The organism is Streptomyces sp. NBC_01622, from assembly GCF_045209635.1.
Lineage (GTDB): Bacteria > Actinomycetota > Actinomycetes > Streptomycetales > Streptomycetaceae > Streptomyces.
Map to the genome: position 1 here is coordinate 10,565,414 of NZ_CP109293.1, position 18,911 is coordinate 10,584,324.

Sequence of the window (18,911 nt, forward strand, 5' to 3'; positions counted from 1 at the left end):
GGAGCCGTCGTAGGAGTCGGTCAGCCCGCCGTCCCCAGTACGGCCACCTCGACACCCCGCAGCCGCCCCCGATCCGCGATCACCTCGTACGCCGCGACCCGCCCGCCCTCGACGGTCACCCGCAGGGCGAGCAGCAGCCGTCCGCCCGGAGCGACCACGATGCCCACGTCCCCGTCGACGAGGGCGAGCGCGGCGAACCGGGTCCGGCCGCGCAGCAGTACCGTCCCCTCGGCGACCGCCCGGGCCCCGCGCAGCTCGGCCGGAACACCGGGCGGCAGCGCGGCGGGTTCGGCGTGCCGGACCACGTCCGGGGCCAGTACGTCGAGCAGCGCGCCGAGGTCACCGCCCCGCGCGGCGGCGAGGAAGGCCTCGACGACCTCCCGGTGCCGGTCCAGTTCCGCGCCCGGCACCACCGGTGTGCCCCGCACCTTGTGCCGGGCCCGGCTGGCGAGCTTCTTCGCGGCGGGCAGCGAGCGGTCCAGCACCGCCGCGATCCGGTCGAACGGCACCGCGAACAGATCGTGCAGCACGAACGCGACCCGCTCGGCCGGTCCCAGCGCGTCCAGCACCACCAGCAGCGCGAGCCCCACCGAGTCCGCGAGTACGGCCTCGTCCTCGGGCAGCTCACCGGCGCCCGGCTCCGGCAGCTCGTCGCCGTAGGGGTCCTCGCGCCGGGACGCGCGGGCGCGCAGTATGTCGAGGCAGATACGGGAGACGACCGTCGTCAGCCAGGCGGCGAGGTTGTCGACGTCGTCGCCGCCCGCGCGGCTCAGCCGCAGCCAGGCCTCCTGGACCGCGTCGTCCGCCTCGCCGGGCGAGCCCAGCATGCGGTACGCGACGGCCCGCAGCCGCCCGCGCTCCGCCTCGAACCGCCGCGCCAGTTCGTCGTGCCCCTGCATGGGTCACCTTTCCTCGTCGTGTTCCGTCACCTCTCCGACGCACCCGAACCGACCGAGGTGACCACACCATGCTGCTGCACATCGACTCCAGCGCCGACACCACCGCCGACTCCGTGACCAGGCAACTCACCGAGACCTTCGCGCGGACGCACGGCACGGCGGACCACCGTCACCGCGATCTGTCCGCCGAGCCGGTGGCGCCGATCACCCCCGCCTACACCACCCTCGGCCGCCGCGTGGAACGCGAGGGCTTCGTCCCGCCGGCCAAGGTGCCCGCGCTGATCGAGAGCACCGCCGAGCAGCGCGAGTGGGACCTGACCCTCCCGTACATCACCGAACTCCTCGCCGCCGACACCCTGTTGCTCGGTGTCCCGATGTACAACTTCTCGATCCCCGCGGCCCTGAAGGCATGGATCGACCGCGTCACCTTCCCCGGCGCGCTCACCGAGCCGGACACCGGCGAGAGCCTGCTGCGCGACACCCGGGTGGTCGTGGTCATGGCCCGCGGCGGCGGTTACGGCCCCGGCACCCCGCGCGAGCACTTCGACTTCCAAACGCCTTATCTGCGGGCCTACTTCGGCAACCTGGGCGTACCGCCGGAGCACCTCCACCTCGTCGCCGCCGAGCTGACCCGGGTCGACGTCCTGCCCCAACTGGCAGGTCTGGAGGACCTGGCGGCGGCCTCTCTCGCCCGGGCCCGCGCCACGCTGACGGCACTCGCCGCCGTCTGACCTCAGGCGGCCCGCAGCAGCGACCGGACCGCCTCGCGCGCCTCAGCCGCCGGTTCCGCGCTCCCGGTGATGCCCGCCGTGACCATGGCCCCCTCGGCCAGCAGGAACACCTGCCCGGCCAGCGCGGCGGGCAGCCCGGCGTCCGCCACGAGACCCGCCAGATAGTCGCGGAACGCCCGCTTGTGCGCCCGCACTTGGGCCACCACCCGCTCCGAGGTCGCGCCCAGCTCGCCGTAGGAGTTGATCCATGCGCAGCCCCGGAAGTCTGCCTCGCCGAACCAGTTCTCCAGCCAGTCGAAGACGGCCGGAATTCGCTCCCCTGGATCATCGTGCCGCTCGACCTGCTCGGCGAGGCGTCCGCGCCAGCGCAGGTCACGCCGTTCGAGATACGCCTCCACCAATTGGTCCTTCGCCGGGAAGAGCTGGTAGAGCCGCTTGAGGGAGAGCCCGGAGGCGGTGCGGACGGCGTCCATGCCGACCGCCTGCACGCCCCGGCCGTAGAACAGCTTCTCGGCGGCGTCCAGCGCTTGTTCCCGGGCGACTGCGCTGTCCATCGAACGACCCCTCCTTGACCTGAGAACGACCGTTCTCTACGTTAGCAGTCGCCAGGAGAACGCTCGTTCTCACCCTTGCTCCCCGCTCTGGAGACAACCATGGCCGACCGCCCGCCCCTCCCGCCCTTCACCCGTGAGACCGCTGTCCAGAAAGTGCAGGCCGCCGAGGACGCCTGGAACACCCGGGACCCGCGGCGAGTCGCGCTCGCCTACTCGGAGGACTCCGTCTGGCGCAACCGCGACACCTTCGTCACCGGCCGCGCCGAGATCGTCGAGTTCCTCACCGCCAAGTGGGAGCGCGAGCACGAGTACGCGCTGCGGAAGGACCTGTGGGCCTTCGACGGCAACCGCATCGCGGTCCGCTTCCAGTACGAGTGCCGGGACGCCGACGGGCAGTGGTGGCGGTCGTACGGCAACGAGCTGTGGGAGTTCGACGAGCACGGCCTGATGACCCGGCGCGAGGCGAGCATCAACGACCTGGCCATCGAGGAGAAGGAACGCCGCGTCTTCGGGACGCGGCCGGAGGCCGAGCGGGGGAGTACCTTCCCGCTCCAGTAGCCCCCTAGGCTCCCCGGATGACCGAACAGGACTCGAAACCCTTCCTCTATGTCGTCGTCTGCGCCGCCGGTGTCGCCGTGGACGTCGGCAGGCTGATCGCCGCCGCGCAGGAGCGGGACTGGGAGGTCGGGGTCTTCGCGACCCCGGTGGCGATGGGCGGCTTCTTCGACACGGCCGCCGTCGAGGCGCAGACCGGCCGCCCGATCCGTTCGGCGTGGCGAACTCCCGGGGATCCGCGCCCTTTTCCGCCCCCGGACGCCGTGATCGTCGCGCCCGCTACCTTCAACACGATCAACAAATGGGCGTCGGGTACGGCGGACACCCTGGCCCTCGGCACTCTCTGCGAGGCGTACGGCCTCGGTGTGCCGACCGTCGTACTCCCTTGCGTGGGCGACGCGTTGGCCGCCCATCCCGCCTACCGGGCGAGCCTGGCACGGCTGCGCGAGATGGGCGTCCGCTTCGCGGAGCCGTACTCCGGCACGGCCCAAGAGGACGGCGGGCGGCCGGAGTTCGGCTGGGCGCAGGCGCTGGACCTGCTCTAGGAACAGGTCACGGTCGGCCCGGCCAGCATGCCCCCGGTGTAGAGCGTCTGGCCCTGGGGCATCCAGTAGCCCAGCTTCGAAACCACCGTGGAACAGCGGGACTTGAGGGTGACCCGGACCACCACGGTGTCCGGGTGCCCCGGCTGGAGATCGGTGAGTGCGCAGTCCAGGGCATGCGGGAGCCGGTCCTGCGCGGGGTAGCGGCCGATCAGCGGATTGACGCAACGGGTGTCGGTCGTGGTCAGTTCCGCCCCCGTGCCCTCCTCCGCGATGAGCCCGAACCGCGCGCTGCCGTCGCCCTCGTCACTGTGCCGCTGAACCGTGTACGTCAGCGTCGTCACGGAGTCCGGCCGCAGCGTGCTCCGGTCCACCTCGATGCCGTGCGTCGCCTTCGGCCTGGGCGCGGTCAGCGTGAGCGTCGCGCGGACGGTGCCCTCCACATCCACCCCCTCGGGCATCGAGCGGACGCGCACGGTGGCTGTGAAGTCGTACGTCCCCGGCCCCGGATACTGTCCCGACCCGGGCAGCGTGCCGGACGCGACCGTCTCGCCGGCGCGCCGCGCGGTCCAGGTGCCCGAGGTGCGGCACGCGTAGTGGACGGTCGCCCGGAGCTGCCGGCAGGTCGCGGGCGCCGAGACCGCCATGGTCGGGGTGCCGCTGCCCGCGCAGAGGCTGATCATGGCGTGCGCTCCGTGTTCGCCGTGCAGGGTGCCCGCGGGCGCGCACAGCGTCGACGGCGGCTCGGGCGCGGGCGGCGCCGGGTCCGTGTCGCCCCACGCGGGCGACACCAGGGCCAGCGGCAGCACGGCCGCCCCCAGCAGGGTCCTCAGTCTGGTCCAACGTCTCGGCACCGCGATCCTCCCATACGGCCACGACCGGCCGGGCGCCGGTCGTCCGCACCGAGGATGCGCACCCCCGCACACCGCCCGACCGCTCCCACGCCGCGCGGACGGGGCCGGTCACACCAACGCCGGACGCCTGTCGGTGCCCGACTTCGAGCACTCACGAAGTCGTACGCTCCAAAGCGGTACCGAACTCGAAGGCAGGAGCAGCAACGATGCAGTACGTGAAGCTCGGTTCGACCGGCCTGGACGTCTCGCGGATCTCTCTGGGCTGCATGACCTACGGCCTCCCGGACCGCGGCACCCACGAGTGGACGCTCGACGAGGAGGCGTCGCGCCCGCTGATCCGGCAGGCGCTGGAGGCCGGGATCAACTTCCTCGACACCGCGAACGTCTACTCCGACGGGACCAGCGAGGAGATCACCGGCCGGGCGCTGCGCGACTTCGCCCGCCGCGACGAGGTCGTGCTCGCCACCAAGGTGCACGGCCGGACGCACCCGGGACCCAACGGCGCCGGACTGTCCCGCAAGGCGATCATGGCGGAGATCGACCACAGCCTCGAACGCCTCGGCACCGACTACGTCGACCTCTACCAGATCCACCGCGCCGACCCGCACACTCCCGTCGAGGAGACCATGGAGGCGCTGCACGACCTGGTGAAGGCGGGCAAGGTCCGCTACATCGGGGCGAGTTCGATGTACGCGTGGCAGTTCGCCAAGCACCAGCACATAGCCGAGCGGCACGGCTGGACCAAGTTCGTGTCCATGCAGAACCACTACAACCTCCTCTACCGCGAGGAGGAGCGCGAGATGCTGCCGCTCTGCGCGGACCAGGGTGTCGGTGTGCTGCCCTGGAGCCCGCTGGCGCGGGGCCGCCTCACCCGCGACTGGGGCACCACCACCGAGCGCAGCAGCACCGACAACTTCGGCAACCGCCTCTACCAGGACGGCGACCGGACGATCGTCGAGGCGGTCACCCGGATCGCCGGCGACCGGGGTGTCCCGCGCGCCCAGGTCGCCCTCGCCTGGCTGCTGCACCAGGGGACGGTGGCCGCACCGATCATCGGCGCGGCCAAGCCGCAGCACATCGAGGACGCCGTCGCCGCCGTCGAACTGGAGCTGAGCGACAAGGAGATCGAGGAGCTGGAGCAGCCCTACGTTCCGCACGCGATCAGCGGCCATTCCTGACCCATCGTCAACAAGCTGGTTTTCAGGCCGAGTTGATACGAGGCGTCAGTGCGGGCCGTGCGGTGCGAACTCCGTGCCGCACGGCCCCGCGCCGGCGCTCTCCGCGAGCGGCACCCGTTCGCCGCTCATCGTGATCGTGCGGTAGAAACTCCCGATCCGGTCGGCCGAGCGGCCCACGTAGTGCCCGATGAACGAACGGCGGAAGCGGTCCGCGCTGCGATTGGGCTGCGAGCCGTGCACCAGGCTGCCGTTGAAGAACAGGACGTCCCCGGGCGCCATGTCGACCGGCACGGCCGAGAGCCCGGGCGGCGGGGGAACGTACTCGCGGGCGAAGGACACCCCGGGATCCGCCTCCTCCGGGCAGAAAACGTCCATGCGATGGGTGCCGGGCACGACCTCCAGGCCGCCGTTGTCCCGGTCGATCTCGTCGCAGGCGATCCACGCGGCCACACAGGTGCCGGGCTCGGCCCGCAGATAGAAGTTGTCCTGGTGCAGCGCCTGGCCCCGGGCCCCCGGCGGCTTGAAGTAGAACATGCTCTGCGCGGCCAGCACCTCTTCGCCGAACAGGGGTTCCAGGACGTCCCGCAATCGTGGGTCCAGCAGGAAGCGCAGGGCGAGGTCGTCGATCTCGTGCGGGTGCATCACCCTCGGATATGCCAGCAGCGGATCGCCGGAGGCGCGCGGCGCGAAGTGGCCGGGCACCGGACCCGCCGCGTGCAGCGCCGTGAACCGGTCGCGGAGCCGGTCGATTTCGTCGTGGCTGAACAATCCGCGCGCGACCGTGAACCCGTCCTCCTCGAACGCGCCGATGTCCGTGGTTGTCATGCGGGACCTCCTCGGTGTGGTGTCACCACCACACTGTCAGGAGGCCGGGCGCCCGCCTATTGGTTGGTCGTGAACGCTCTCATCGGTGCGGGGGTGGCAGGTGTCAACTCCCGTGGCGACACCGTCCGGTCGGGCAATGGGCCCGGCGGCTCGAACATGACCTGGGAAGACGGGAGGAGCGGCGGTGCGCACGAGCGGGGTGCCGGACGCGCCCGGCTGCCCCCGGTCAATGGTTTTGGGATTTCCCGTGTGGATACGGTGGCAATCCCATAACGGACCCCATTGACGAATCGTCAAATGGAGGGCGCCGGAACGCAATGCACAAAACCGTGGAAGACCTTGTTCCGTCTCGCTGACCTGTGCAAAGGTGTGCCTGTCGGCGTGCGGACATTAGATGATTCCCCTCTGCACGCACGAGGCCGCTCCCGCACGCCACCCCCTTGCTTCAAAAGAGCTGCCCCAGGCGGATGTTGGAGATGCCATCAATCGGACGGGCGGACCCTGTCGGCTCGTCGGCACAGTCGCATACCCGCCGGTATGGACTATATTCCGCGTTTCACCTGGAGGAATGCAGCCGTGACGGACCCAGGTCCCTCGAATTCCCCGACTTCCGCTCACCACTTCGAAGTGACCGACGAGCAGCTCAGCGCCGAGCTGAAGAAGTGGACGGGGACGACGCCAGCGCTGCAACCGGTCGGCGAACTGCTGGACCGGCACTGGGAAGCCGCCTTCGCCTATGCGGGGCTGTGCACCGACGGGCCGCACCACGCCGGAATGCTCACCACGGCCGCTTTCACCCGGCTCTTCGGGGAATCCCTGCGGCAGTCCGGACCGACCGCGGCCTGGCGACCTCAGGTACTGGTCACCGTCCGCCGTATCGCCGCGGAATGGGACACCGACCGCCGGCAGGAAATGCTCCACCCGGACCTGCGCTCGGCGGCCGGCGACGGCGACCGCGTCGCCGCCCGGCTGCTCCCGGTGCCCGAACGGCGCCTGCTCTCCCGGGCGTTCCAGCGGCTGCCCCAGACCGCCCGCACCCTGCTGTGGCACCTTGAGGTCGAGAACGAGCCGGCCGCGATAGCCGCCGGACTCGTCGGCCTCGACGAGGAGGGCGCCCGCATCGAACTCGGCCGCGCCGTCGTCCGGTTGCGCGAGGAATGCCTCCTGGTCCACCGCGAACTCGCCCACGACGACGAGTGCCAGCTCTACATACGGCTGCTGGACGTCACCTTCCGGCGCGGCGGCGCGGAGGTCGACCCGGACCTCGGCATGCACCTCACGGTCTGCAAGCACTGCCGGCACACCGCCGACCAGCTCAACCAGTTCAACGCCGGACTCGGCGTGGCGCTCGCCGAAGCGGTGCTCGGCTGGGGCGCACGCGCCTACCTGGAGGTCAGGGCCGGCAGCCGCAACCTGCCCGCGCAGGTGTCGTCCGCCTCGACCGAACTCGCCCTGGGCCCCGGCCCGCGCCGCGGCGAACTCAGATCGGCCCACAAGGCGGCCCGCCGCGTCCGCCGCCGCAACCTCACCGCGGCCGTGCTCACCGTGAGCGGACTGGTCGTCCTCCCGCTCGTCCTGTGGTCCGCCGGCGGCTCCGGCGGCGCCAAGAGCACGACCGAGAACCAGGCCACCGGGGCGTCCGGCACCGGCAAGGAGTCCGCCAACCCCTCCTGGGTCGGCGCCAACGACACCACGCAGGGCACGCTCAGCGGCCGGCTGCACAACGTGGACTCCGGCCTGTGCATCGGCATCGAGGGCAACAAGCCCCTCAAGGGCGCCGAGGCCGAACTGCAGACCTGCTCGTCGTCGGCCGGCCAGCAGTGGTCGTACGAGACCGACGGACAGCTGCGCAGCACCGCCGACCCCGGCCTGTGCCTCGACTCGCACCTCGCCTACGAGGTGCAGCTCGCCCCCTGCACGAGCGCGTCCTCGGCGACCGCGAAGAACATCCGCTACGACTTCACCCTGCAGGGCATCCTCGTACCGCGCTGGAACCAGGACCAGGCGATGACCCCCGCCTCCACCGACGGCGGCGGCGCGCTCGTCCTGAAGACCCGGGCGGACGGCACGGCGCAGCGCTGGGTCTTCGACACGTCCAAGGCCGACCCGCAGATGCAGGTCGTCAACTGGGACACCGACAGCAGCGACTCGCCGACCGCCACCACCAAGAAGGCCGTCCCGACGCCCTCGAAGACGCCGTCGGCCACGCCCACCCCGACGCCGACCGCGTCGACCCCGCAGTCCACGCCGACGACGTCGTCCCCGACGGACTACTGCGACTACTACCCGTCCTACTGCTCGGGCGGCGGCCAGGGCGGTTGGTCCGGAGGCGGCGGATACGGCGGTGGCGGGTACGGCGGCGGCTATCACGGCGGCCACTGAACCTCAGTGGTGCGGCGTTGGAGGAGGCGGCAGGGTGGCGATGCCCGGCGCCGCCTCCGGCCACACCAGCAGCACCGGACAGGGCGCGTGATCGACGGCGAACCGGACGGCGGGCCCCAGACTGTGCGGGCCCAGCCGGGCCCGGTCGCCGTCACGGGCCAGCACCAGCAGATCGGCGTCCCCGGCGGCGGCCACCACCTCCCGCTCGACCCGTCCGGCCCGCTCCAGCCGTTCGCACGGCCGCCCCAGCCGCTCGGCCGCCGCATCCAGCAGCTGTGCCGCCGACGTGCTGCCCAGATCCTCCAGCCGGGTCCCGGGATCACGCGCCGGACCACCACCCCGCCCGAGCAGCCCGGCGAACGCCCCGTGCGCGAGCCCGGGCACGTCCGGCCCGCTGACATGCAGCAGCACGACCTCGGAATCCTCCGGCGCATGCGTCCGTACGGCGTCCACACAGGCGGGCCAGGTGCCCTCGACCAGCCAGGCGATCACACGCATTCGGCCTCCCTCGGTGTCAGAGAACCTGGAGCGACACCCACAGTGCCACCGTCGCCGGGACGAGCGCCGACGGCACGGCGAGCAGCCCCAGCTTCGTGAACTCCTTGAGATCCACGCCGTGTTCGTGCTGATGCACGATCCGCCGCCACAGCAGCGTCGCGAGCGACCCGGCGTAGGTCAGGTTCGGCCCGATGTTCACCCCGAGCAGCACGGCGAGCACGGCCCCCGGCCCGGACTGCGCGGTCAGCGGCAGCAGGACCAGCACGGCCGGCAGATTGTTGATGAGATTCGCCAGTACGGCGGCCAGCGCGGCGATCCCGAGCAGGGCCGCGATCCCGGTCCCGCCGGGCAGGACATGCCCGAGCGCGTCGGAGAGCCCGTTGTCCACCACCGCCCGCACCACGATGCCGAGCGCCAGCACGAACGCCAGGAAGGACGGCGCGGCGGCCCGCACGACGGTCAGCGGGGTCGCCTGCCGCCGCAGGAGCCCCCGGCCGGCCATGACGAGCGCCCCCGCGAACGCGGCCCACGCCGGGGCGATGCCGATCGCCGAGGTCAGCACGAACCCGGCGAGGGTGCAGGCGACGGTCACCAGCGCGAACACCGGCAGCTCGGGCGGGTCGCCGGAGGCCGGCGAGGGCGCGGCCGCCGCCAGGTCGCGGGCGAAGAACTTCCGGAAGACCAGATACTCGGCGCCGATCGCGACCAGCCAGGGCAGCGCCATCAGCCCGGCGAACCGGGTGAAGCTCAGGCCGCTCGCCGCGAACGCGAGGAGGTTCGTGAGGTTGGAGACCGGCAGCAGCAGCGAGGCCGTGTTCGACAGATGCGTGCACGCGTAGACGTGCGGCTTGGGGCGCACGCCCATCCGGGACGCCGTCGCGAACACGACCGGCGTCAGCAGCACGATGGTGGCGTCGAGGCTGAGTACGGCCGTGATCGCGGAGGCCAGCGCGAACACCGCCGTCAGCAGCCGGCCCGGGCTGCCCTTCGCCCACTCGGCCATCCACGCCCCGCAGGCCCGGAACAGGCCCTCCACATCGCAGAAGTGGGCCAGCACCAGGACCGCGGCCAGGAACCCGACCACCGGCCCCAGCCGCTCGGCCTCCGCCCGCGCGTGGTCCAGCGAGATCGCCCCGGTGGCCACGGCGATCCCGGCGGCCGGGACCGCCATCACCGCCTCCGGCCAGCCGAAGGGACGGACGACGGCCCACACGAGGACGGCGACGAGCAGGACGACGGACAGGGTTTCGGCGAGCGGGGTGTTCAGTGGACGGTCCTCCGGGACGCGGGCAGCGGTGCCCGCCCCATGTAACCAGGCCGCGCCGCGAAGCCCGCGCTCAGGCGCCCGTGCCCGCGCTGAACACCGTCAGCCGCACCGAGGACGAGTTGCCCGACACGGGCACCGCGCCGGCCGTCCACTTCACCTTCAGCGGGTCCTTCTCGTCGGGCGGGGTCACCACCAGCGTGGTCGGGGTCGCCGTCTTCGCGCCGCTGATCTCCGGGTTGGAGAAGGTCAGCCCCGCCCAGGCGCTCTGCCCCGGCTTCAGCGTGACCGTGGTGGCGGTGCTGCCCGTCTCGCGCACGGGGTCCGGGCCCAGCTGGGTGCCGGACGCGTTCACGAACGCGGCGCCGGGATAGCCGCGCACCGTGCAGGTACGGCCGGAGGCGTTGGTGAGGACGATGGGGAAGTTCTCCTGCCCGGCGCCCGGGTCGTTGCCGCCCACCGTGGCCTTCAGCTCGGAGGTGTGGCACCGGCTGCCGCTGGTGACGCCGGAGCCGGACGAGGCGGACGTGGAGGAACCCGACGGAGTGGAGGCCGAGTTCGAACCGGTGGCGGTGTCACTGCCGCTCGACGAGGAGACCGCCGTGCCGGACCCGTCGGCCGAGGGGTCGCCGCCGGCGGGCGCGGCCGTACCCGACTGGGTCTGCGGGCTGCTCACCGTGCCGCTCCCGTCGCCGCAGGCCGTCGTCAGGCCCAGTACGGCGACCGCGCTCACGAGCAGGGCCGCCCGGCGCAGGGACTGGGATGTGTTCGCCATCTTCAACACTCCTGGAAGTTCACCCCACAGCGCCTCGCGCGCTGTCACGGGGGTCCGATGCGCGCGCGCACCGAAAGGTTCGCGGGATCGACGACATTTCTTACGACAGTGGATCAGGTGACCCGGAGCGAGCGCAGTATGCGCGCCGTCGCGTCACCGCTGTGCTGCCGTATCTGGACATACACCTGGGGCTGCGCGGCGCCGCCCACCAGGCGCAGCGCCGTCTCCGAGAGGGTGCCCGTGGCGCCCGAGCAGTCGCTCCAGGTGCGGATCGTGCCGCGCCAGGTGGCGCTGGAGTAGGCGCGGCTGCCGTCGTAGTGGCAGCCGGAGTGGGCGATGCCGTCCACCCGGGTCGCCACGCTGCCGTGTTCGCTCAGCCCGACGAACACGCCGTTCACGTCCGCCGAGAGGTCCGGCCACTTCGCCAGGTCGTCGGCGACGGCCAGCCCCGGTTCCTGCGCGGCCGTCAGCCCGATCGAGTGCGGATCCCAGCCCGCGTCGCGCAGCTGACGGGCCCAGGAGCCCGGCACCTCGACCACCACCCGCCCGGTGCTGTCCTTGACCGTCAGTACCGAACTCCCGGACGTGAACGGCAGGTTGAGCACCGCGACACCCGCCCCTGCGGCCACGACGACGAACAGCCCCGCCATCAGCGCGACCCCCCGGTGCCGGCCGCGCGGCCTGTGCACCGGGGCGGCCTCGGCGGCCAGCCGCTCCAGCTCCTCCGCGAACGCCCGCGCCGTCGGCCAGCGCCGCTCGCGGTCCGGCGCCAGCGCCCGCAGCAGGGCCCGCTGCACCTCGGGGGAGAGGTCGGGCCGCAGCCGGTCCGGCCGTACGACCTGACCGGGCGCTCCCGCAACCGTGCCGGTGGCCAGCTCGTAGCCGAGCGCGCCCAGGCTGTACACATCGGCCCGCTCGTCGATGCCCGAGCCGGGCTGGGCCTGCTCCGGCGGCTGATAGCCCGCCGAACCCGCGGCCAGGGTGAGACCCGAGGCCTGCGCCAGGCTCTTCGCCAGGCCCAGGTCGGCGAGCAGGACCCGCGCGGTGCCGTCCGGGGCGGTGCGCAGCAGCACATTGGTCGGCTTGATGTCCCGGTGCACGATCCCCGCCTCGTGCAGCGCGGCGGCGCCCCGGGCGGCCAGCGCGGTCAGCCGCAGCACCTCGGGCACGGGCAGCGGACCGGCGGCGAGCAGATCGGCGAAGGTGCCTGCGTCGGCGTACTCCATCACGAAGTACGGCCGTCCGTCGGGCAGTTCACCGATGTCGTAGACCTGCACCACCCGGTTCGAACCGGCCCTGCGCAGCAGCCGGGCCTCGGAGAGGAAGCGCTCGCGGATGTCCATGCGGTGCGCCCAGTTCTCGGCGAGGACCTTCACGGCCACCGGGGCTTCGAGCTCGTCGTCGTGCGCGAGCCAGACCGTGCCGAACGCGCCGCTGCCCAGGCGGCGTTCAAGGCGGTAGCGGCCGATCTGTTCGACGTAGTGCATGGGACTATCATGCCTGCTCGGAGATCGAGGCGGAGGAGTGGATCCAGTGCAGGACACGGCGCCGACCGAGGAGCTGGCCAGGCGCGCGGCAGCCGGTGACCCGGCCGCTCTCGACGCGCTGCTCAGGTCGATCCAGCCCGACGTGGTACGGCGGTGCGGGCGCTTCCTGCCGTGCCGGGAGGACGCCGAGGAGGCCGCACAGGACGTACTGCTGCAAGTCGCCCGGAAGATCGGCACGTTCGAGGGCCGCAGCCTCTTCAGCACCTGGCTCTACACGGTCGTCGCCAACGGCGCCCGGCAGAAGTACCGCGAGCTGAAGCGGCGGGCCGCCGAGCAGCCGGCCGTGATCGATGTCACGCAGCATGTCGACCCGCGCACCACGAGTGTGATCGCCGGGTCGAAGATCGACCTCCTGGAGGCGATCGAGCGCCTTGAGCGGGAGTCCCCGCACCTGGTCGAACCGCTGGTGTACCGGGACATCTGCAAGCTGGAGTACGCCGAGATCGCCGAGCGCCTCGGCATCCCGCTCGGCACGCTCAAGTCCCGGCTGCACGAGGCCCGCCGCCAGGTCAGACCCTGGCTCACCGACCTCTCCTGACCCGGCTCAGACCTCGTCGAAGACGGACAACTCCGCCCAGATCGTCTTGCCGTCGGCCGTGTGCCGGCTGCCCCAGCGCTGGGTGAGCTGTGCGACCAGCAGCAGCCCGCGCCCGCCCTCGTCCCAGGTCTTGGCGCGACGCAGATGCGGGGCCGTGTGGTTGGTGTCGGACACCTCGCAGATCAGCGTGGCCGCGTCATGGATGAGCCGGAGCCGGATGGGGCGCGCGCCGTAGCGGATGGCGTTGGTGACCAGTTCGCTCACCACCAGCTCGGCCGTGAACCCGGCCTCGCTGAGGTTCCAGGTGTCGAGCTGCTCGACGACCTGCTTGCGGATCGGGGCGACCAGCGACGGGTCGGCCGGGATGTCCCAGGTGGAGACCTGCTCGGCGGGCAGGCCCTGGGTGCGGGCCAGCAGCAGGGCGACGTCGTCGGCGGCACCGCCCGGCGGGAGCACGGCGTGCAGGATCCGGTCGCAGGTCTCGTCCAGGGAGTCCGAGGAGGCGTACAGCGCGTCGAACAGCAGCCGGTGACTGTCGTCGAGGTCCCGCTCCCGGTTCTCGGTCAGCCCGTCGGTGTACAGCGCGAGCACGGTGCCCTCGGGCAGCTCGAACTCGGCCGACTCGAAGGGCAGTCCGCCCAGGCCGAGCGGCGGCCCCGCGGGCAGGTCGATGTGCTCGGGCGGGCCGCCGGGCCGGATCATGATCGGCGGTGGATGTCCGGCGCGGGCCAGCGCGCAGCGCCGGGACACCGGGTCGTACACCGCGTACAGGCAGGTCGCGCCCACCTCGCCCGGGCTGCCCTCGCCGCCGGCCTCCGCTGACAGCCGTACGACCAGGTCGTCCAGGTGGGTCAGCAGCTCGTCCGGGGCCAGGTCGATGTCGGCGAGGGTGCGGACGGCCGTGCGCAGCCGGCCCATGGTGGCGGAGGCCTGGATGCCGTGGCCGACGACGTCGCCTACGACCATGGCGACCCGCATCCCGGACAGGGGGATCACGTCGAACCAGTCGCCGCCGACCCCGGCACGCGCCGCCGGCAGATAGCGCGAGGCGGCCTCCAGGGCGGCCGTGTGTGGCAGTTTGCGGGGGAGCAGGCTGCGCTGGAGGGCGAGCGCGGTCTCGCGTTCGCGGGAGAAGCGGCGGGCGTTGTCGATGCAGACGGCGGCGCGGGCCGTGACCTCCTCGGCCAGCAGCACGTCGTCCTCGGTGAACGGGTCGATGCGCCGGTACCGGGTCAGGACCGCCACGCCGAGGGTCACGCCCCGGGCCTGGATCGGTACCGCCATCGAGGAGTGGATGCCGTACTCCTGGACGCGCCTGGTGCGGGTTCTGTCCCAGGCCAGCCAGAGTTCGAGGTCCCGGCCCGAGGCCACCAGGGTGCGGCCCGTGACCAGCGCGTCGGCCTGCGGGGACTGGGCGGGGTACAGGTCCGACTGGCCCGGCTTGGCGACGGCCTCGGGGCTGCCCTGCTGCACCGAGGTGTGCGCGGCCCGGCGCAGCCGCACCGGCGCGGTGATCGCCGTCGGGAGCTCACCGCCGTGCTCCTGAGGGTCCAGCAGGTCGATGCTGACGAAGTCGGCCAGGGCCGGCACGCAGACATCCGCGAGCTCCTGGGCCGTACGGGTGACGTCGAGGGTGGTGCCGATGCGGACGCTCGCCTCGTTGACGAGTTGCAGCCGCTCGCGCGCCAGGTAGTTCTCGGTGAAGTCGTGCGCGGCCAGACACACGCCCCGCACTCGGCCCTCGGTGTCGGTGATCGGCGCCATCCGGGCCAGCCAGGAGTGGGCGGCGTCCTCGCCGCCGGTGCGCATGTAGATCTGGAAGTCCTGGGCGGTGCCGGAGGTGAGCACGCGCAGCATGTACTGCTCCAGCTCCGCGCTCTGCGTCTTGCCGCCGATCTCGGTGATCCGCAGGCCCTGGATGCGCTCCTCGGGCAGACCGATCACCTCGGCCATCGCGTCGTTGACCCGGCTCAGCCGCAGGTGCTCGTCGTAGACCGCGATGGCGCACGGCGACTGGGTCAGTGCCGCGGTCGCGAGGTGGTCCTCGTCGGCGCGCGGGCCGCCGCCCTCCAGCGGTGTCACGACGAGCCAGTCGCCCGTCCCGCCGTCCCGGGGGCGCCGATGGTGGGCCAGCAGCCACACCGGCACGGCCCGCCCGTCCCGGTGCCACAACGTGACCGTGCCGTCCCAGCGGGCACTGGTGGGAACCGGGAGGGCCCCGGTGCCACCGGCCAGCAGCCGTACGGCCGGCCGGCCCACGACCTCGCCCGCGGTGTGGCCGAGGAGCCGCTGTGCCCCCTCGTTCCACTTCACCAGAGTTCCGGCATCGTCGATGACAACCCGCGCCGTCGCGGCATCGTCGAACGGGTAGACCGGACTCATCGTCGCCACTCCATCGCGCGCACTCACAGTGAACAACCACGCCACTTGTGTTCCAGCCTAGTGCGTCACAGTCCCGCGCGGACGAGAACCCCCAGGCCCGGGGAGTAAGGCGGTCAAGGGGGAAAACCGGTCGAAGTGCCGCACGGGACGGGTGGCCGCCCCCGCACCCTTGAGGCCCGGCGTGGCACTCCGTCAGAATCTGTTCGGTCACGATCAGTTGTGAGTACTTCTGGGCCCTGATGAGGGAGAGCCGCCATGACGGTCACTCGCAGATCGGTTTTGATTGCCTCTACGGCCGCGCCGACGGCCGTGTCACTCCTGGCCGCCCCGGCCGCACGCGCCGCCGGCGCCACGGCGGGCGCGGCCGGCCGCCACACCGTCGCGCTGCGGGACGGCTGGCGTTTCGCGCTGGTCGACCCGGGCGGGATCACCGACCCGACCGGCGCCTACGCGGACGCCGCCGCGCCGGACTACGACGACTCGGCCTGGCGCGAGGTCGCGGTCCCGCACGACTGGAGCATCGAACAGACCCCCACCACGGCGAACGGCACCACCAGCGGCACCGGTTTCTTCCCCGGCGGCCTCGGCTGGTACCGGATCGCCTTCACGCTGCCGCCGGCCTTCGCGGGCAAGCGGATCTCGGTGGAGTTCGACGGCGTCTACATGGACTCGTACGTCTACTGCAACGGCACGCAGGTCGGCCGACATCCCTACGGATACACGGGGTTCGCCTTCGACCTCACCGGCCTGGCGCACACCGACGGCAGCACGGAGAACGTCGTCGCCGTGAAGGTGCAGAACCAACTGCCCAGCAGCCGCTGGTACTCGGGCAGCGGCATCTACCGCGAGGCCCGGCTGGTGATCACCGAGCCGGTGCACGTCGAACGCCGGGGGACGTACGTCACGACGCCGGACATCACCGCCGAGCGGGCCGTCGTCCGCGTGCGGACGTCCGTGCTGAACGAGTCGGGCGCCGCGAGCGAGGTCGAGATCGGATCGCGGATCGTCGACCCCGGCGGCCGGACCGTGGCTCGCGCCACCTCCACGGCGAGTGTCGCCGACCGCGGTACCGGGACCCATGAACTCACCGTCCCCAAGCCCGAGTTGTGGGACATCGAGACTCCGGACCACCGCTACACGCTGGAGACCGAACTGCGAGTGGGCGGCAAGCCGGTCGACACGTACCGCACGACCTTCGGCATCCGCAGCTACCGCTTCGATCCCGACGAGGGCTTCTCCCTCAACGGAACCCCCACCAAGATCAAGGGAGTCGACCTCCACCACGACCAGGGCGCCCTCGGCTCCGCGATCAGCCTCGACGCCGTGCGCAGGCAGTTGAGCATCATGAAGTCGATGGGCGTCAACGCCTTCCGCACCTCCCACAACCCGCCCTCGCCGCAGATCGTCCAGGCCTGCGAGGAGTTGGGCATCGTGATGATGGTCGAGGCCTTCGACTGCTGGCACACCGGCAAGACGACCTACGACTACCACCGCTTCTTCGACGACTGGTGCGAGAAGGACGCCACCGAGATGGTCCTCGCCGCCCGCAACTCGCCCGCCGTGGTGCTCTGGTCCATCGGCAACGAGATCCCCGACTCGACCTCCACCGCCGGGCTGGCCATGGCCGACCGCATCATCGGCGCCGTCAAGGCGGCCGACGACAGCCGGCCCGTGGTCATCGGCTCCGACAAGTACCACTCCGTACCGGCCAAGGGCTCCGCCGCCGACCTCATGCTCGCCAAGCTGGACGGTCTGGGCCTCAACTACAACACCGCCAAGTCCGTCGACGCCCTGCACGCCGCCTATCCGCACCTGTTCCTCTTCGAGTCGGAGTCCTCCTCCGAGACCTCGACCCGGTCCACCTACCAGGAGCCGGAACACCTCAACACCGGCGAGAACCACACCCCGGGCAGACGCGCGACCTCGTCCTACGACAACAACCTCGCCTCCTGGACGATGAGCGGCGAGTACGGGCACAAGAAGGACCGCGACCGGAAGTGGTTCGCGGGCCAGTTCCTGTGGTCCGGCATCGACTACATCGGGGAGCCCACGCCGTACAACGAATTCCCGGTCAAGGCGTCCTTCTTCGGCGCCGTCGACACGGCGGGCTTCCCGAAGGACATGTACCACCTTTTCCGCAGCCAGTGGGTCGATGAACCCATGGTCCATCTGGTGCCGATGACCTGGAACCACGAGCCGGGCGACACGGTCGAGGTCTGGGCCTACGCCAACGTCGACACCGTCGAGCTGTTCCTCAACGGAAAGTCCCTCGGCACGCGGACGTTCGACACCAAGAAGACCACCGACGGCCGCACCTACCTGGAGACCACCGAGGCCACCGGCGACGACAAGACCTTCGCTACCGGCCCCTACCCGGGCAGTTACACGAGCCCGAACGGCAGCGCGGGCAAACTCCACCTCGGCTGGAAAGTGCCGTACGAGCCGGGCGAGTTGAAGGCGGTGGCGAGCAGCGGCGGCAGGCAGGTGGCGACGGACGTGCTGCGCACCGCGGGCGCCGCGCATGCCGTGCGCCTCACGGCCGACCGCAAGTCCCTTGCCGCGGACGGCCGTTCGCTGGTCTTCGTGACCGCGGAGATCGTCGACGCCCATGGGGCCGTGCTGCCGGACGCCGAGGACCTGATCGCCTTCGACGTGACGGGCGGTTCCCTGGCCGGGCTGGACAACGGGCGGGAGGAGAGCGCCGAGCGCTACCAGGCGAGCACCCGAACCGCCTTCCACGGCAAGGCACTTGCGATCGTCCGGTCCGGGACACGGGCGGGCGCGCTGAAGGTGACGGCCCGTGCGGAAGGCCTGCGGACGGGCACGGTGACCGTCCGCACGACACCCGCCCGGGACGTGGCCGCGACCCCGGCGCAGCACTTCGAGGCCGACCACCCGGCGCCCCCGAACTACCCTGCGGCGGACGCCAGTTACTCGGGCCGCCCCGACACCCTCCCGGCCGCCGTACTCGACGGCGATCCGGCCACCGGCTGGTCCAACGCCTTCGCCAAGTCGGCAACGGCCCTGCTGCCCGCCTTCAGCGGTGCCCGCGCGAAGGACTGGGTGTCGGTGGACTGGGGGAGGGCGCGGTCCTTCGACCGGGTGGAGGTGTCGTTCACCGTGGACGCGACACACAGTCTGCCCGCGGCGGTCGCGGTCGCGGTGTGGGACGGCGGTGGGTGGGTGCCGGTCGAGGGAACGGCCGTCGACTGGGCCACGGCCTCGGACAGCCCGACCGTCGTCACCTTCGACGCCGTGCGCGGCTCCCGGCTGCGGCTCACTTTGACGAGTAGCCGTCCAGGGGTGGCCCAAGGGGCGGTGCGGATCAGCAAGTTGGAGGCTCCCGCCGGATAGGGGGCAGGTGCTCGATCGCGGTCCGGACGGGAA

At 71.8% G+C, this 18,911-nt stretch carries 16 protein-coding genes; 7 read left to right on the forward strand and 9 right to left on the reverse strand.

Annotated elements, in window-relative coordinates:
• Positions 1 to 20: 20 nt before the first annotated feature.
• Positions 21 to 899 carry a sigma-70 family RNA polymerase sigma factor gene (locus OH768_RS48835; RefSeq protein WP_406463616.1) on the reverse strand — a complete coding sequence of 293 codons (879 nt, stop codon included), beginning with the start codon at positions 897 to 899 and terminating at the stop codon, positions 21 to 23.
• Between the two features lie 68 nt (positions 900 to 967).
• Here OH768_RS48835 and OH768_RS48840 point away from each other — a divergent pair, with 68 nt between their 5' ends.
• Positions 968 to 1,630 carry an FMN-dependent NADH-azoreductase gene (locus OH768_RS48840; RefSeq protein ID WP_406463618.1) on the forward strand — a complete coding sequence of 221 codons (663 nt, stop codon included), beginning with the start codon at positions 968 to 970 and terminating at the stop codon, positions 1,628 to 1,630.
• A 2-nt stretch (positions 1,631 to 1,632) separates the two neighbouring features.
• Here OH768_RS48840 and OH768_RS48845 read toward each other — a convergent pair whose 3' ends face one another.
• On the reverse strand, positions 1,633 to 2,184 hold the full coding sequence (locus tag OH768_RS48845; protein ID WP_406463619.1) for a TetR/AcrR family transcriptional regulator: 552 nt from the start codon (positions 2,182 to 2,184) through the stop codon (positions 1,633 to 1,635).
• A 99-nt stretch (positions 2,185 to 2,283) separates the two neighbouring features.
• Between OH768_RS48845 and OH768_RS48850 the strand changes: the two genes are divergently transcribed.
• Together OH768_RS48850 and OH768_RS48855 are read left to right on the forward strand one after the other, a co-directional pair.
• The gene (locus tag OH768_RS48850; RefSeq protein WP_406463621.1) at positions 2,284 to 2,742 is read left to right on the forward strand and encodes a nuclear transport factor 2 family protein; all 459 of its coding nucleotides are present in this window, start codon (positions 2,284 to 2,286) and stop codon (positions 2,740 to 2,742) included.
• 17 nt (positions 2,743 to 2,759) lie between these two features.
• Positions 2,760 to 3,284, forward strand: a complete 525-nt coding sequence (locus OH768_RS48855; RefSeq protein ID WP_406463623.1) for a flavoprotein — start codon at positions 2,760 to 2,762, stop codon at positions 3,282 to 3,284.
• Here the strand turns inward: OH768_RS48855 and OH768_RS48860 are convergent.
• The gene (locus tag OH768_RS48860; RefSeq protein ID WP_406463625.1) at positions 3,281 to 4,135 is read right to left on the reverse strand and encodes a hypothetical protein; all 855 of its coding nucleotides are present in this window, start codon (positions 4,133 to 4,135) and stop codon (positions 3,281 to 3,283) included. The two genes, OH768_RS48855 and OH768_RS48860, sit on opposite strands and share 4 nt — an antisense overlap.
• Before the next feature lie 206 nt (positions 4,136 to 4,341).
• Here OH768_RS48860 and OH768_RS48865 point away from each other — a divergent pair, with 206 nt between their 5' ends.
• Positions 4,342 to 5,313, forward strand: coding sequence for an aldo/keto reductase (locus OH768_RS48865; RefSeq protein ID WP_388106854.1), 972 nt, complete (start codon positions 4,342 to 4,344; stop codon positions 5,311 to 5,313).
• Between the two features lie 45 nt (positions 5,314 to 5,358).
• Here OH768_RS48865 and OH768_RS48870 read toward each other — a convergent pair whose 3' ends face one another.
• Complete coding sequence (locus OH768_RS48870; protein ID WP_406463627.1) at positions 5,359 to 6,138, reverse strand: phytanoyl-CoA dioxygenase family protein; 780 nt, start codon at positions 6,136 to 6,138, stop codon at positions 5,359 to 5,361.
• Between the two features lie 576 nt (positions 6,139 to 6,714).
• Between OH768_RS48870 and OH768_RS48875 the strand changes: the two genes are divergently transcribed.
• A complete protein-coding gene (locus tag OH768_RS48875; protein ID WP_406463629.1) occupies positions 6,715 to 8,520 on the forward strand; it encodes a ricin-type beta-trefoil lectin domain protein in 1,806 nt (601 codons plus the stop codon).
• 3 nt (positions 8,521 to 8,523) lie between these two features.
• Here the strand turns inward: OH768_RS48875 and OH768_RS48880 are convergent, their stop codons facing one another.
• From OH768_RS48880 to OH768_RS48895, 4 genes are all read right to left on the reverse strand, one after another.
• On the reverse strand, positions 8,524 to 9,018 hold the full coding sequence (locus OH768_RS48880) for a universal stress protein (RefSeq protein WP_406463631.1): 495 nt from the start codon (positions 9,016 to 9,018) through the stop codon (positions 8,524 to 8,526).
• Between the two features lie 16 nt (positions 9,019 to 9,034).
• Positions 9,035 to 10,285 (reverse strand): arsenic transporter, encoded by a 1,251-nt coding sequence (locus tag OH768_RS48885; protein WP_406465743.1) that lies wholly within the window; start codon positions 10,283 to 10,285, stop codon positions 9,035 to 9,037.
• A gap of 70 nt (positions 10,286 to 10,355) precedes the next feature.
• Positions 10,356 to 11,057 carry a DUF4232 domain-containing protein gene (locus OH768_RS48890; protein WP_406463633.1) on the reverse strand — a complete coding sequence of 234 codons (702 nt, stop codon included), beginning with the start codon at positions 11,055 to 11,057 and terminating at the stop codon, positions 10,356 to 10,358.
• Between the two features lie 113 nt (positions 11,058 to 11,170).
• Positions 11,171 to 12,544 (reverse strand): serine/threonine-protein kinase, encoded by a 1,374-nt coding sequence (locus OH768_RS48895; protein ID WP_406463634.1) that lies wholly within the window; start codon positions 12,542 to 12,544, stop codon positions 11,171 to 11,173.
• Between the two features lie 46 nt (positions 12,545 to 12,590).
• On the opposite strand from OH768_RS48895, the gene OH768_RS48900 reads away from it, so the two are divergent.
• Positions 12,591 to 13,142, forward strand: a complete 552-nt coding sequence (locus tag OH768_RS48900) for an RNA polymerase sigma factor (protein WP_406463636.1) — start codon at positions 12,591 to 12,593, stop codon at positions 13,140 to 13,142.
• Positions 13,143 to 13,148: 6 nt separating this feature from the next.
• Here the strand turns inward: OH768_RS48900 and OH768_RS48905 are convergent, their stop codons facing one another.
• Positions 13,149 to 15,524 carry a SpoIIE family protein phosphatase gene (locus tag OH768_RS48905; RefSeq protein ID WP_406463638.1) on the reverse strand — a complete coding sequence of 792 codons (2,376 nt, stop codon included), beginning with the start codon at positions 15,522 to 15,524 and terminating at the stop codon, positions 13,149 to 13,151.
• Positions 15,525 to 15,779: 255 nt separating this feature from the next.
• Between OH768_RS48905 and OH768_RS48910 the strand changes: the two genes are divergently transcribed.
• Complete coding sequence (locus OH768_RS48910; RefSeq protein ID WP_406463639.1) at positions 15,780 to 18,878, forward strand: glycoside hydrolase family 2 TIM barrel-domain containing protein; 3,099 nt, start codon at positions 15,780 to 15,782, stop codon at positions 18,876 to 18,878.
• Positions 18,879 to 18,911: the final 33 nt, after the last annotated feature.

Bases quoted from the DNA above. Each gene is read 5' to 3' on its own strand.
- OH768_RS48835 (WP_406463616.1), bottom strand. From the start codon at position 899: ATGCAGGGGCACGACGAACTGGCGCGGCGGTTCGAGGCGGAGCGCGGG.
- OH768_RS48840 (WP_406463618.1), top strand. From the start codon at position 968: ATGCTGCTGCACATCGACTCCAGCGCCGACACCACCGCCGACTCCGTG.
- OH768_RS48845 (WP_406463619.1), bottom strand. From the start codon at position 2,184: ATGGACAGCGCAGTCGCCCGGGAACAAGCGCTGGACGCCGCCGAGAAG.
- OH768_RS48850 (WP_406463621.1), top strand. From the start codon at position 2,284: ATGGCCGACCGCCCGCCCCTCCCGCCCTTCACCCGTGAGACCGCTGTC.
- OH768_RS48855 (WP_406463623.1), top strand. From the start codon at position 2,760: ATGACCGAACAGGACTCGAAACCCTTCCTCTATGTCGTCGTCTGCGCC.
- OH768_RS48865 (WP_388106854.1), top strand. From the start codon at position 4,342: ATGCAGTACGTGAAGCTCGGTTCGACCGGCCTGGACGTCTCGCGGATC.
- OH768_RS48870 (WP_406463627.1), bottom strand. From the start codon at position 6,138: ATGACAACCACGGACATCGGCGCGTTCGAGGAGGACGGGTTCACGGTC.
- OH768_RS48880 (WP_406463631.1), bottom strand. From the start codon at position 9,018: ATGCGTGTGATCGCCTGGCTGGTCGAGGGCACCTGGCCCGCCTGTGTG.
- OH768_RS48890 (WP_406463633.1), bottom strand. From the start codon at position 11,057: ATGGCGAACACATCCCAGTCCCTGCGCCGGGCGGCCCTGCTCGTGAGC.
- OH768_RS48895 (WP_406463634.1), bottom strand. From the start codon at position 12,544: ATGCACTACGTCGAACAGATCGGCCGCTACCGCCTTGAACGCCGCCTG.
- OH768_RS48905 (WP_406463638.1), bottom strand. From the start codon at position 15,524: ATGAGTCCGGTCTACCCGTTCGACGATGCCGCGACGGCGCGGGTTGTC.
- OH768_RS48910 (WP_406463639.1), top strand. From the start codon at position 15,780: ATGACGGTCACTCGCAGATCGGTTTTGATTGCCTCTACGGCCGCGCCG.